The organism is Sporomusaceae bacterium ACPt (assembly GCA_041428575.1).
Classification (GTDB): domain Bacteria; phylum Bacillota; class Negativicutes; order Sporomusales; family Sporomusaceae; genus Sporomusa_D; species Sporomusa_D carbonis.
In genome coordinates this window covers 3007725-3021092 of sequence record CP155570.1, presented here as the reverse complement: position 1 = coordinate 3021092, position 13368 = coordinate 3007725, and the positions used below count along the sequence as shown (strand labels likewise).

General features: G+C 52.9%; 12 protein-coding genes. All 12 read left to right on the top strand.

What is annotated here, in order from left to right:
• The first annotated feature begins 1 nt into the window (after position 1).
• A complete protein-coding gene (gene whiA / locus SCACP_RS15765; RefSeq protein ID WP_425058441.1) occupies positions 2–943 on the top strand; it encodes a DNA-binding protein WhiA in 942 nt (313 codons plus the stop codon).
• A 70-nt stretch (positions 944–1013) separates the two neighbouring features.
• Positions 1014–2150, top strand: coding sequence for a hypothetical protein (locus SCACP_RS15760; RefSeq protein WP_425058440.1), 1137 nt, complete (start codon positions 1014–1016; stop codon positions 2148–2150).
• Between the two features lie 300 nt (positions 2151–2450).
• Positions 2451–3539 (top strand): copper amine oxidase, encoded by a 1089-nt coding sequence (locus SCACP_RS15755; protein ID WP_425058439.1) that lies wholly within the window; start codon positions 2451–2453, stop codon positions 3537–3539.
• A 216-nt stretch (positions 3540–3755) separates the two neighbouring features.
• Positions 3756–3896, top strand: a complete 141-nt coding sequence (scfA, locus tag SCACP_RS15750; protein WP_075757400.1) for a six-cysteine ranthipeptide SCIFF — start codon at positions 3756–3758, stop codon at positions 3894–3896.
• A gap of 105 nt (positions 3897–4001) precedes the next feature.
• Positions 4002–5357, top strand: coding sequence for a thioether cross-link-forming SCIFF peptide maturase (gene scfB, locus SCACP_RS15745; RefSeq protein WP_425058438.1), 1356 nt, complete (start codon positions 4002–4004; stop codon positions 5355–5357).
• Between the two features lie 113 nt (positions 5358–5470).
• Positions 5471–7741, top strand: a complete 2271-nt coding sequence (gene hypF, locus SCACP_RS15740) for a carbamoyltransferase HypF (protein WP_425058437.1) — start codon at positions 5471–5473, stop codon at positions 7739–7741.
• Between the two features lie 4 nt (positions 7742–7745).
• Positions 7746–7973 (top strand): HypC/HybG/HupF family hydrogenase formation chaperone, encoded by a 228-nt coding sequence (locus SCACP_RS15735; RefSeq protein WP_425058436.1) that lies wholly within the window; start codon positions 7746–7748, stop codon positions 7971–7973.
• Positions 7957–9054 carry a hydrogenase formation protein HypD gene (hypD, locus tag SCACP_RS15730; RefSeq protein ID WP_425058435.1) on the top strand — a complete coding sequence of 366 codons (1098 nt, stop codon included), beginning with the start codon at positions 7957–7959 and terminating at the stop codon, positions 9052–9054. Before SCACP_RS15735 ends, hypD begins: the two co-directional genes overlap by 17 nt.
• Positions 9047–10063 (top strand): hydrogenase expression/formation protein HypE, encoded by a 1017-nt coding sequence (hypE, locus tag SCACP_RS15725; RefSeq protein ID WP_425058434.1) that lies wholly within the window; start codon positions 9047–9049, stop codon positions 10061–10063. Before hypD ends, hypE begins: the two co-directional genes overlap by 8 nt.
• 74 nt (positions 10064–10137) lie before the next feature.
• Entirely contained in the window at positions 10138–11538 is a 1401-nt protein-coding gene (rpoN, locus tag SCACP_RS15720) for an RNA polymerase factor sigma-54 (RefSeq protein WP_425058433.1), read from the top strand.
• A 485-nt stretch (positions 11539–12023) separates the two neighbouring features.
• A complete protein-coding gene (locus tag SCACP_RS15715) occupies positions 12024–12185 on the top strand; it encodes a hypothetical protein (protein ID WP_425058432.1) in 162 nt (53 codons plus the stop codon).
• Positions 12186–12325: 140 nt separating this feature from the next.
• A complete protein-coding gene (locus tag SCACP_RS15710) occupies positions 12326–13360 on the top strand; it encodes a sugar-binding transcriptional regulator (protein WP_425058431.1) in 1035 nt (344 codons plus the stop codon).
• Positions 13361–13368: the final 8 nt, after the last annotated feature.

Below are 13368 nucleotides of genomic sequence, written 5' to 3'. Positions count from 1 at the left end.
CTTGTCATTTTCAACCGAAGTTAAAAATGAACTGGCTCGCGTAACCGGTGAGCATGACTGCTGCTATGCCGCCGAGCTGGCGGCGCTCATCCGGATGGGCGGAGCCATGTCAATAGGCGGCAATTCCAATTTAGGCATTAATTTTAGCAGCGAAAACGCCGCTGTCGCCCGCAAAGTGCTTAGTCTGATAAAACGTCATTCTGATATTAAAACCGAAGTGGTAGTAACCCGGGGCCGGCGGCTTAAAAAAAATAATACCTACCATGTGAGGGTAATTCCGTCGCCGGGTGTAAATCAACTTTTGGCAAGCCTGGGAATCATGCGTGGCGATAGCCTCAATGTCCAGTCAGACAGTGGTATTCTCCGTAAAGCCTGCTGCCGCCGGGCTTATTTACGCGGCGCCTTCTTGGGCGGCGGCTCGGTCAACCGTCCCGAAGGTTCCTATCATTTGGAATTGGTGACAGGCAATGCAGAATTAGCTAAGTCACTGGTGAAGATTATGAGGTCGCTCAGTCTGCCGGGCCGGCAGACTGAGCGTAAAGATGATTATATTGTATATTTAAAAGACGGCAACGCCATTACCGCTTTTTTGCAAATCATCGGCGCCCACAATGCTCTCTTGACTTTTGAAAACGTGCGGGTGGTCAAAGATATGCGCAATCAGGTCAACCGCCTGGTTAACTGCGAAACTGCCAACTTGCAAAAGACGGTTAACGCAGCCGTGCGCCAAGTCGAAAGTATCAGGCTGATCGAACGGACAATAGGGCTTGACAAACTGCCGCCGCCGCTCAGGGAAGTAGCCGAGGCGCGGCTGGCTTATCCGGAAGCGACCTTATCGGAACTGGTTGAGGCTTTAGAAGGCCGGGTAGGCAAATCCGGTATTAACCACCGTTTGCGTAAACTGGGCGAGCTGGCCCAGGAACTGGGAGCCGGTTCATGTTAATACTATTTATGCTGTTGAGGTAAACTAGGACAAGGCTTGATAACCCCAAGGCGTTAGAGAGCGGCAGGTGATGGCTATTTCCCTGGAAATCCGGCTTGGCATCGCCGGTACGGCCAAAAATACCGGCAAAACAACGACAACGGCAGCAATAATCGACGAACTCAGGGAACGGGGCATCCCTTTTTTTCTGACAAGTATTGGCTATGACGGCGAAAATATCGACAATATCACCGGCCTGCCTAAACCTAAGCTCAGGGTTGAACCGGGGGATCTGGTGGCAACTGCTGAAAAATGCCTTCAGGTCAGCACGGCAAGCTACAAAGTGCTGACTCCGACCAATATCCGCACCCCGTTAGGCAAGATTTCGCTGGTGCAGGTGACCAAACCGGGGCTGGCAGTGACCGCCGGGCCTAACAAGAGTGCCGAGGTACGGGCATTAGCTCAATTATTCCGGGAGACAGGGCCGGGGGTAATGATTTTTGACGGCGCGTTAAACCGCATTGCTCCCATGGTCGAAACAGATGGTTTTATTCTGGCTACCGGCGCTGCCCGTACGCCCGACATTCCCCGTCTGGCTCAGGAAACCGGGCTCATCTGGCGTATCACCGGTCTGCCGGCTGTGCCCAAAGCGCTGCGGCTGGCTGAACAGCCGCCGGCCGTTGTCAGTCTGATCAGCAAAGATCTGACAGTGATCAAAAGCTGGCCGGTGGCCTCGCTGATTGGTGAGAATGACGCCCGGGAAGTAGTGGCCGGTTTGGCTGCCGGCTACGTGCTTGCCGACAGCTATTTATACATTCCCGGCATCGTGAGTGAACAGGCCTTGCTTATTCTTAGCTCGGCCTTTCAGCAATATAAATGGCCAATCTTCTTAACTTTCGCCGATCCTATTAAGCTCTTGGTATCAGGCAATCCGGTAGTGTATTATACTTTTTTGGACAAAATCCTCGAAGCGGGCGGTTATGTGGGAGTACTCAAACGTGTACCGCTTCTGGCGGTAACGATAAACCCGTTTTATCCCGACTACCGCTTTGACTCCAAGACGTATCAACCGGCGTTTGTTGATTTTATGCGGTTGCAACTGCAGGTGCAAAAAAATATTCAGGCGCCGGTATATAATGTGGTTAGGCAAGGAGCCAAGCGCCTTGTTGATAACATTTTGACCGGGGCCCGGCCCTGGGAAGGCCCGGCGGCAATGCATTTTGAATGAGCGAAACAGGTGAAAAGGGGAGATTGCTTCACTGCGTTCGCAATGACGGTAGAGAAAGGGTATTCTTTCCGGTTATTGCGAGCACCGTTGCCTATGAGATCATATTCGAAGCAGTAAGTCATTGAATCGTGCTTAGTTAGGCATTACGGCATCGTAGCGCGGCAATCTCCTGCCCCGCTGCATTTCAGGGTGGCGTAGCACGGCAATCTCCTCTGGTAAAGCTTGGCCAGCGGTTGAACGACAGGCCATAGTTTGTTATAATTGCCTGGTAGGTGGTCAACCTTGTTAGGAGGTATTGCTTTGATAAACTGGCTGCGTCAGGCAAGTGTGGCAGTAGCTGTCACGGTTGCCATTAACATTGTTTCAGACCCGTTGCCGGCATGGGCTAAGTCTGGTTTTCCGGCAAATGTCGATGTTCGTAATATTACCGAACTGCCTGTTACCATGACTGAGCAGGGCGGCGCGCTGCTGCTCTCCGACAGTCCGGAGATGGTGCCGGCTGACGGTATTATGTACCAGGACACGGTAAGCGGGGATATCAGGCTGTTTTTCCATCATGTCAACGCTACTAAAGAACTTAAAAAGATTGTGGTACTGCTGGTTAACAACTCAACTCAGGCGGCTGATGTTGTGGTTAACCGGTATGGATTGGGCGGCCCGGGACTTGATTATCTGGCAGTGGGCAAAATGGCTCAAATGAACTATTTGAATCAAAACGAAGTCGAGCTTATTGAAGTGCCGGCCAACGGCACGGCGCTGCTTGAGCCGGTGCTTAACGAAACGGTGGTTGCGCCTGATGCGCTGGTTAACGGTATTTATGATTTGCAGACCAAAATTCCGCTTAAAGTGGTCGTCATGATGCTGCCGGTTGACGCTGACCCGGCTGAGTTTGTTACCCATGCCCAGGTATTGCCTGCCGACAGTCAGCGGCTCAGGGGAACTTTCCCCGGACGCGACCGGCTGATTGTTCCCAGCCAGGTGTATAATTCGGCTAAAGACGGCGTTGTAGCCATTACCCTTGCCGACCATAAGCTTGACCCTTATGTTTCCGGCATTGACGCCACCGACGGCTCGACAACGCTCAATTACGGCAATTATGGCGTGATGTACCGGCTGTTCCTTCCCACCGCCTTTGAGCAAAAATACGCTGTTTATTTAAATCCCCGCGGCGGTGAATATGCCGGCGGCTTAAAAGTAAAATACCGGCACGAGGAGGAAACCACAATAGCTACTCCGGCAGACAAGCTGTTTTTCGGCAGCAAGACGATTAAGGATTTTGCCCATATCGGGGATTATGACGGCGGTCAGTCATTGTGGCTGACGTTTTCGCCACCCGGCGCTTCTAATCTGCCGGTAAAAATTGTTTTGTCGCCGGCAGGTAAACCCTAATAGCATGGAACATGGAGATTGTTTTCACGCTCGTTCGCAATGACAACAGAGAATGATGCAATTTTACCGTCATTGCGAGCGTAGCGTGGCAATCTCATTTCTGTACTTTTCAGAGTAGCGGACGCAGCGTGGCAATCTTCCTATTGATTCCTGCCCCTAAACCAGCTAAAATGAATAAGGGGTTATATATTTGCGTAGGCAAGGAGGGAAACGAATATGAAAAAGCATGTTGTTACTATTAATAAAGCATCACTGGCTCAGACTGTACATACCGGTGGCTGTGGGGAATGCCAGGCCTCCTGCCAGTCAGCCTGCAAGACTTCTTGCACTGTTGGCAACCAGGTCTGCCAGAAGTAGGCCGCGTAGTCAGCCCCTTGCCCCGAGGCCAAGGGGCTTAAATCTTTTTAGAGAGGTATATGAGCATTTTTAAGCCGCCTCAAGCAGAAAGGAAAATAAATCTTCATGCAGGTTCATAAGTTTTATTTGAACGGTTTATACATTATTTTGGATATTAATAGCGGCGCCGTGCATATTGTTGACAAATTGGTATATGATATAATGGATATTTTTAACGGTGCGAACGATGCTGATGTTATTGCCCGGCTTAAGGATCAATATGACCAGGCAGCTGTCAGTGAGGCGCTGACCGAACTGCATGAGCTTATCAAGGCCGGACAGTTGTTTGCGCCTGAACTTACGGTGCCCTTGACCTTTAGCGATAAGCCACTGGTTAAATCATTGTGCCTGCATGTTGCCCATGACTGCAACCTGCGTTGTGGCTATTGCTTTGCCGGGACGGGCGACTTCGGCCATAGCCGCGGGCTGATGCCCAAGGAAGTCGGCGAGCTGGCCGTTGAGTTTATTATTAACAACAGCGGGCAGCGGCGCAACTGTGAACTGGACTTTTTCGGCGGGGAACCGCTGTTAAATATGGATACCGTCCGCCATGTCGTTAGTTATGTCCGAAAACGCGAAGCCGAGACCGGCAAGGTGTTCAAACTGACGCTGACCACCAATGCTGTGCTGTTAACTGACGCAATCATTGAGTACTTGAATGCCAACAATATCAGCCTGGTTCTCAGTCTGGACGGCCGGGCCGAGACGCATGACCGCATGCGTCCGTATGTTGACGGCAGCGGCAGTTTCGGCGATGCGGCCAGGTTGGCCAAGCAGGCCGCCGATTCACGCGGTGGACAAAACTATTATCTGCGCGGGACATTTACGGCGTATAACCTTGATTTTGCCGCTGATGTGCTGTCCATGGCCGATATGGGGTTTAGTCAACTGTCGGTTGAGCCGGTCGTTGCCAAAGATACCGATTATGCTTTGACTGAGGCTCATCTGCCGGAACTGTTCCGGCAATATGAAATTTTGGCCCGGGAATATCTTGAACGTAAGCTTGCCGGTAACGGGTTTGACTTTTTTCACTTTAACCTGGATTTGAGCAACGGTCCGTGTGTGGCCAAGCGGCTAAGCGGCTGTGGCGCAGGACATGAGTATTTTGCGGTAACCCCTGACGGTGATTTATACCCCTGCCACCAGTTTGTCGGGCGGGATGAATACCTGCTGGGCAACGTAAGAGAAGGCGTTAAAAATACTGAGTTGCCGGCAAAATTCCGTCAGGCTCATGTGCTCAACAAACCAACCTGCCGGGAATGCTGGGCCAGATTCTATTGCAGCGGCGGCTGTCACGCCAATGCCGACCTGTTCCACCATAACCTGAATCAGCCGTATGAACTGGGGTGCGAACTGCAGAAAAAACGTCTGGAATGCGCCATCATGATTCAGGCTAAGCTGGCGTTGGCGGCTTTGGATTAAAAACGAAGCGAGATTGCTTCACTGGCGTTCGCAATGATGGAAGAACATACCCTTTCCCCAGTCATTGCGAGCGCAGCGTGGCAATCTCAGCTTTCCAAAAGAGGAGTCGGTTTATGACTTATTTCGCTGTTCGCATTCATATAACCGGTATCGTCCAAGGGGTGGGGTTCCGCCCCTTTGTCTATAACTTGGCCGGAAAGTATGAGATAAACGGCTGGGTGACCAACAACGCCAGCGGGGTTACGATTGAAGCGGAAGGCTATCCCGCCGCTCTTGACGGTTTTATCACCGCGCTGAAAACTCAGGCGCCGCCGTTGGCCGTTATTGAAACAATAACAGTCAAAACCGCTCCTGTCAGCGGCTATACCGGCTTTACCATCAAGACGAGTGAGGAAGGTCAGGCCAAGACGGCCCTGATATCACCTGATGTCGCAATTTGTGACAATTGCCTAAATGAGCTGTTAAATCCGGCTGACCGGCGTTACCGTTATCCGTTTATCAATTGCACCGACTGCGGGCCGCGTTATACCATTATTAAAGATATCCCCTATGACCGGCACGCTACTACTATGGACAATTTTGTCATGTGTCAGGCTTGTCGGGCTGAATATGAAAACCCGGCCAACCGCCGCTTTCACGCCCAGCCCAATGCTTGCCCGGTGTGCGGCCCGGCCTATCGCCTGACTGACAGAACCGGTCAGTTGTTGGCTGATAACAGCCGGGACGTGTTTCGGGCAGCCAGAGAGCGGGTGGCTCATGGTGCTATTGTCGCCATCAAGGGAATTGGCGGCTATCATCTGGCGGTCAATGCCCGGGACGGGACGGCCGTTGCCCGCTTAAGAGCGCGGAAGGTGCGGGAGGATAAGCCGTTTGCCGTGATGGCCGGCAGTATGGCGGCTATCACGGCAGAGTGCATGGTGTCGGCTGCTGACGGGCAACTGCTGCAGAGCGCCGCCCGGCCGATTGTGCTGCTGGCCAAAGGGGCCGGCTACAGTCTGGCTGACGGTATAGCCCCAGGCAACCGGTATATCGGGGTCATGCTGCCTTATGCCCCAGTGCACTATTTGCTGCTGGAAGCACAGGATATCTGGGGCATGACCAGCGGTAACGCCAGTGACGAGCCGATTGCCTATGAAGATGCCGATGCCGTAGAGCGGCTCAAAGATATTGCCGACTGCTTTCTCATCCATAACCGGGACATTTACTGCCGGGCCGACGATTCGGTTGTCCGGACGGTTTTTGATCAGCCCTATTTTATTCGCCGCAGCCGGGGCTATGTCCCGGCGCCGGTCGGCCTGGCGCGGGCTATGCCGCCGGTCTTGGCCGTTGGCGGCGAATTGAAAAACACCTTTTGCCTGACCCGGGGCAAGCAGGCATTTCTTAGTGCCCACAACGGCGATCTGGAAAATTTGCCTACCTATCAATCCTATATTGCGGCCATTGAGCACTTTAAAAAACTGGTAAATGTTACACCGCAAATTGCCGCTTGTGACCTTCATCCCGAATACTTGTCAACAAAATATGCGGCGGCGCTTGATTTGCCCAAAGTGGCCGTCCAGCACCATCATGCCCATATTGCAGCGGTAATGGCCGAGCATAACCTTGACGGACCTGTTATCGGCATTGCCTTTGACGGCACCGGTTATGGCCCGGACGGTACGCTGTGGGGCGGCGAGTTTTTGGTAGCTGACTTGAAAGATTACCGCCGGCTGGGGCATCTGGCCTATATGCCGCTGCCGGGCGGGGCGAAAGCCATCAAAGAGCCGTGGCGAATGGCCGTCTGGTTACTTAACGAACTGTACGGTCAGGATTTTGTCCGGCTTAATTTGCCACTTGCGCGCAACCTGCCGGCCGGCTGGGAACTGGTGCTGGCCGCAGTTGAAAAAGGCCTGAACACGCCGCTGTCATCCGGTGCCGGCCGGCTGTTTGACGTGGCGGCTGCGCTGCTGGGCATCAGGCAGGTCATTAATTACGAGGGGCAAGCGGCAGTTGAACTGGAACTGGCCGCCCAGGGGCTGACCGGGAAGGTGTTACCGTATAGTGCGGGTGAGGTGGGCGATACCTGGGAGCTTGATTTTAAACCGGTATTTGCCGCTCTCTGTCAGGCCCTCCGGCAAGGAGCAGCCGTGCCGCAGCTTGCCGCCGATTTTCATGCGACACTGGCTGCTGCCATTGTCGCGGTTGCCGGTAAAATCGGTAACGCCACCAAGCTTAACCGGGTGGTTTTGAGTGGCGGCGTTTTCCAGAATGTCACACTGTTGACGCAAGTTGTCAGAATGCTCGAACAACACAGTTTCACTATCTATCTTCACCGGTTGACACCGCCTAACGACGGCGGCCTGGCGCTCGGCCAGGCCATTGTTGCCGGGGAAAGGAGCAGGTAAAATTATGTGTCTGGCCGTTCCTGCCAAAATCATTGACCGTACGGAATTTATGGCGACAGTCGATAGCGACGGCGTAACCCGTCAGGTCAGCCTCATGCTGCTGCCTGACGCGGCTGTTGGCGATTATGTTTTGATTCATGCCGGTTTTGCCATTCAGAGTATTGATGAAGAAGAAGCTAAGCGAACACTGGAATTGTTTAAGGAGATTGAACGGTATGCGGCTGACAGTTGAGGAGACAGGCCGGGCTGCCAGGTTTTTCGCGGACGGGATTAAGCGCATGGCAAGCCGCCCGGTGCGCATTATGGAAGTGTGCGGCACGCACACGGTGGCCATCTTCCGGGCAGGTATCCGCCAGCTATTGCCGCCGGAGGTTGAGCTGGTCAGCGGTCCGGGCTGTCCGGTATGTGTCACGCCTAATGAATATATTGACACAGCCATTGCCTGCAGCCGTTGTCCGGATACCGTTATTGCCACCTTTGGCGACATGCTCAGGGTACCGGGATCACAATCAAGTCTTATGGCCGAAAAGGCGCAAGGCGCCGATATCCGCATTGTCTATTCGCCGTTGGACAGTTTACGTATCGCCCGGGAAAATCCCGGGAAAAAAGTGGTTTTTCTGGCGGTAGGTTTTGAGACAACCGCGCCGACGGCGGCGGCTACCGTACTGCAGGCTGAGCAGCAGGGCCTGGAAAATTTTTTTGTCCTGTCGGCTCACAAGCTGGCGCCGCCGGCGCTTAAAGCCATCTTAGCCGCACCGGACAGCCGGATCGACGGTTTTTTGCTGCCAGGGCATACTGCCGCCATAAGCGGTTTAGCCCCATACCGGTTTGTCGCTGAAGAGCACAGGGTGCCGGCGGTGGTCACCGGCTTTGAGGCGCTTGACATTTTGCAGGCCATCTATTTACTGCTGAAGCAAATTGCTGCCGGTCAGCCTGTCCTCGTCAATCAATACCGGCGGGTGGTCAAGTCTGCAGGCAACCCGGCGGCCATGCGGGTGTTAAACCAGGTATACCGGCCGGTCGATACTGTCTGGCGGGGATTTGGCGTTATCGCCGGTTCGGGTCTTAGGTTAACGGCCGCATATGAGCGCTATGACGCTGCGGCGGCGCTGCCTTTAGTTAAGGCCGTGTCGCGCGAGCCGGCCGGTTGCCGCTGTGGCGAAGTGCTGCGCGGGTTGATTGTTCCTGCCGGTTGTCCGCATTTTGGCCAAAGCTGTACACCGGAGCACCCGGTGGGGGCGTGCATGGTCTCGGTGGAGGGCGCGTGCGCCGCCTGGTATAAATACGGTCAAGGACGGTGGCATTATGAATAACCGCGATGAACGTATCCTGCTTGGTCATGGCAGCGGCGGACGGCTTAGTCATGATCTGATCAAGGATATCCTGCTGCCGGCTTTCGCCAATCCGGCGCTGGCCGAACTCCATGACGGGGCGCGGCTTACTGCCGGCGGGGCCAAGCTGGCGTTTACCACTGACAGTTATGTGGTCAAGCCCCGCTTTTTTCCCGGCGGCAATATCGGCAAACTGGCGGTATGCGGTACAGTTAACGATTTGGCGGTGTGCGGAGCCAGGCCGCTGTATTTAAGCACCGGTTTCATTATTGAGGAAGGCCTGCCGGTGTCCGAACTCAGGGAAATTGTCCTGGCGATGCGTGAGACAGCCCGCCTGGCCGGAGTGTACATTGTTACCGGTGATACCAAGGTAGTGGAAAAGGGAGCTGTTGACGGTATGTACATTAATACTGCCGGTATCGGCCTGATGTTGCCGCATGTTGATATTTCAGCCAGGCGGGTCAAGCCCGGCCAGGATATTATTGTCAGCGGCTTTTTGGGCGACCATGCCATTGCGGTAATGAGTGAGCGTCACGGTCTGACGCTTCCGGAAAAAATCACCAGCGATTGTGCCCCGCTTAACGGTCTCATCCAAGCCATTCTGACCGAAGTGCCGCAGGTAGCCATGCTGCGCGACCCGACCCGGGGCGGGTTGGCGACAACGTTGAACGAAATTGCTGCTGATGCCGGGCTGGGCATGATTTTGGAGGAAAGTGCCATTCCGGTGCGGCCTGAGGTGGCGGCCGTCTGTGATATATTGGGATTTGACCCTTTATATCTCGCTAATGAAGGAAAAGTAATTGTATTTGTCGAAAAAGAATATAGTGAAAAAGTTCTGACGATAATGAAAAAAGATCCATTGGCGGCTTCGGCCCGGGTAATCGGGACAGTGACCGGACAACTCAGGGGACAAGTGGCACTGAGGACAACGGTCGGGGGAATTCGCCTGTTAGATATGCTAACAGGCGAACAATTGCCGCGGATCTGCTGACATATATTGAAAACTCTTTATTACTTTTGAAAATACAGGAATTCGGCCTATCGGCTATAGGGGAGGTTAACGCCATGCAAATGGATTACGGACTTAAGCTGGAAACAACGCAAAAATTAATCATGACGCCCCAACTCCGCCAGGCAATTGCTATTTTACAGCTTCCGGCCATGGAGCTGGCGGCGATGGTTGAAAAAGAACTGCTGGAAAACCCGGTACTTGAGACTGACGTCGGCGATACGGGGAATGAGCCTGAGGGTGAGACAACAGCTGGGGACTATGATACTCAGGCTGACACGGACGACTGGCTTGAATATTTGTTAAATGACACGATCTCCGGCGGTAATCAGCCGGAGGCCGGCGAAGCCGCCCAGCGGCGTGAACTGGCCGGCGCCGAGAATGTGTCGCTGCAAGACTATTTGGAAATGCAACTGCATTTTGCTGTGTTTAACTGCAAACATTTGACTATTGGCAAATATCTGATTGGTTGTATTGACGACAACGGTTATTTATGCGGGACAACCGGGGAAGCTGCGGCACATTTGGGGGTATCTGAGGCGCTGGTGACCGATGTCCTCAAGATTATTCAAACTTTTGACCCGGTCGGCGTGGGGGCGCGCAGTCTGCAGGAATGCCTGCTTATTCAACTGGAGCAAAAGGCAGCAGGGCATGTTAACCGGGAAATCAGCCTGGCGGCGGCTATTATTGGTGAGTACCTTGATCAAGTTGCCTGCGGCCGTTATAAGCAGATTGCCGACAAACTGAGCTGCTCCACGCACGAGGTCCAGCAGGCCGTTGATATCATCCGCACGCTCGACCCTAAACCGGGACGGGCCTATGGCGGCGGCCAGCCGGGATACATTGTGCCTGATGTTACGGTTGAACGTCTGAATAATTCTTATATAATTCACATAAATGATAATCATGTACCGCAATTGTCGATTAATCCTTATTACCGTCAGGTTATCCGGGAAGCCGACAGTGAAGCCCGGAAATATGTCGAAGGCCGCATCAACTCAGCCGTTTGGCTGATAAAAAGCATTGAGCAGCGCCGCCGTACGTTATATAACGTGACTGAAGCCATTGTCAACCTGCAGCGCGGTTTTTTTGACCACGGCCCCAAGTTTCTGCGTCCGCTCACTATGAAAAAAGTAGCTGAACAAATTGGTGTTCACGAATCAACAGTAAGCCGGGCTACAGCTAATAAATATATGTCCACTCCTCATGGTCTGTTTGGCATGCATACCTTTTTCACTTCCGGCGTCCAAAGCGCTGACGGTGAAGACGTTTCTGCCAGCCGGGTAAAACGCGAATTGAAAGAACTGGTGCAGGCTGAAAACCCATCCCGGCCACTGAGCGACCAGGCAATTGCCGGTTTACTCAACAAGCGTGGTATTGTCGTCTCCCGCCGCACGGTAACCAAGTACCGGGAAGAGCTAGGCATATTAGCGTCAAGTAAACGCAAACGTTATTAGCAGAGCAGCAAGCTCTGCTTTTTTGTCCTGACAGAAAGTATAACTTTCTGTCAGGATAAGGGCAACATCGGCTTCCGCTTTCGCCAAAGGCTCGGCGCAAGCCGTGTTTTCTTTATACAGATTAAAGATAGTTGTTTTTGTCGCATTATTGGCAATAATTTCATATAAACAAAAAAGGGAAATTTTAACTTTATGACGAAGCCGACATAAAACCAGTGATACCAGCCGTAAAAACCACTACGGACTTTGGCATAGCCTAACCTGTAATAAAGAACCGTTGGGCGAACGGGGATAGCTTGGTAATTATACTGACGTTAGTCGGTATGTCCCAAGAAGCCCCCACCTCTTAGGTGGTGGGAGTACGTCACGAAAATTAAGCAGCAGCCGTTTGCTGACAAAGCTGTGTTTTACCCCGGTTGTTTTATTAATTACAATCAGCCTGAGGTCGGTCTTGATGTGGCAGCTGTCACTTGCGGGTACAGGGAATGGGTAAGCCCGGCCTGGAACTTGTCGGCATGCTTCCCGGGATTGAGGTAACCGACGCTGACGCCGGGTGTTGCGGCATATCAGGTAACTACGGTTTTATTAAGACCGCTCATCCTGTTGCCATAATCCGCGCTGCTTACGCGCAGCATCTTTCTCTGTAAAAAAAGTTTCCTGCAGTAGCAGGATTTTCAAGATACTTGCCGAAATAGCAAAATAAGGATAGGTAAGCTATCCGGTTTTTTTACTTGAAATGGGACATAATATGTTCATGCGGGACATATTTTAACCCAAGGAGAAGGCAATGGATAAAATTATTCAGCTGCAGCGCAAAATTGCGCCTGAACTAACGCAAATTATTGAAGCAAGATACAATCTCCTGCGCCAGATTCAACATACCCAGCCGGTTGGCCGGCGGGCGCTGGCAACCATGCTGAATATGGGGGAGCGGGTGGTCAGAGCCAATGTCGATTGGCTGAAAGCCGCCGGTTTGGTTGAGTTTTCACAATTGGGGATGAGCGTTACTTTTGAAGGGCAAACAATGTTGGCTGATTTAGCCGAGTATATCCGCATGTTACATGGTTTAGCGGCGCTTGAGGATGAATTGGCCGAGCGGCTCAATCTCAAGAAGGTAATTATTATTCCGGGCGACAGTGAAGCCGACAGCGCTGTCAAACGTGAACTTGGCCGTGCTGCGGCAGGTGTACTTGGACAACATCTGGGAGATAATATGATTGTCGCTGTAAGCGGTGGTTCGACCATGGCCAAAGTGGCGGAAGCTGTTAATTTCAGCGTTCCGTCGACCACGGTTGTGCCGGCCAGGGGCGGTTTGGGCGAGGTTGTTGAGTATCAGGCCAATACCATTGCGGCCGTTATGGCCGGCAAGCTGGGCGGGCGTTACCGGTTGCTCCACATACCGGACGGAGTCAGTGAGGAAACACTTGAAGTCATATTGGCCGGCGATGCCAACCTCAAGGCTGTGGCTGACATGATTAAGCAGGCTGATATTTTGGTGTACGGCATCGGCGAGGCGGCTGAAATGGCCGCAAGACGCGGTGTGCCGCAGGCCACAATTGCTGAAATTGAACGCCGGGGGGCGGTTGCCGAAGCATTGGGGCAATACTGTTCACTATCCGGGGAAATTGTGTATGTTACCAGCAGTATCGGTTTAAGGCTGGATGACTTAGCCGGGATCGGCAAGGTAATTGCCGTGGCCGGCGGCAGCGCTAAAGCAAAAGCTATTTTGGCGGTAGCCGGGACAGGCGCTCAACATGTGCTGGTTACTGACGAAGCGGCGGCCAGGGCCATTCAGTTCATTATAAACACAAATAATATTTAGGGGGAATT

Excerpts from the sequence above, each read along its gene's own strand:
- scfB (WP_425058438.1), top strand. The coding sequence starts at position 4,002 with ATGCAGGTTCATAAGTTTTATTTGAACGGTTTATACATTATTTTGGAT.
- SCACP_RS15760 (WP_425058440.1), top strand. The coding sequence starts at position 1,014 with ATGGCTATTTCCCTGGAAATCCGGCTTGGCATCGCCGGTACGGCCAAA.
- SCACP_RS15710 (WP_425058431.1), top strand. The coding sequence starts at position 12,326 with ATGGATAAAATTATTCAGCTGCAGCGCAAAATTGCGCCTGAACTAACG.
- SCACP_RS15715 (WP_425058432.1), top strand. The coding sequence starts at position 12,024 with ATGGGTAAGCCCGGCCTGGAACTTGTCGGCATGCTTCCCGGGATTGAG.
- hypD (WP_425058435.1), top strand. The coding sequence starts at position 7,957 with ATGCGGCTGACAGTTGAGGAGACAGGCCGGGCTGCCAGGTTTTTCGCG.
- hypE (WP_425058434.1), top strand. The coding sequence starts at position 9,047 with ATGAATAACCGCGATGAACGTATCCTGCTTGGTCATGGCAGCGGCGGA.
- scfA (WP_075757400.1), top strand. The coding sequence starts at position 3,756 with ATGAAAAAGCATGTTGTTACTATTAATAAAGCATCACTGGCTCAGACT.
- rpoN (WP_425058433.1), top strand. The coding sequence starts at position 10,138 with ATGCAAATGGATTACGGACTTAAGCTGGAAACAACGCAAAAATTAATC.
- SCACP_RS15735 (WP_425058436.1), top strand. The coding sequence starts at position 7,746 with ATGTGTCTGGCCGTTCCTGCCAAAATCATTGACCGTACGGAATTTATG.
- hypF (WP_425058437.1), top strand. The coding sequence starts at position 5,471 with ATGACTTATTTCGCTGTTCGCATTCATATAACCGGTATCGTCCAAGGG.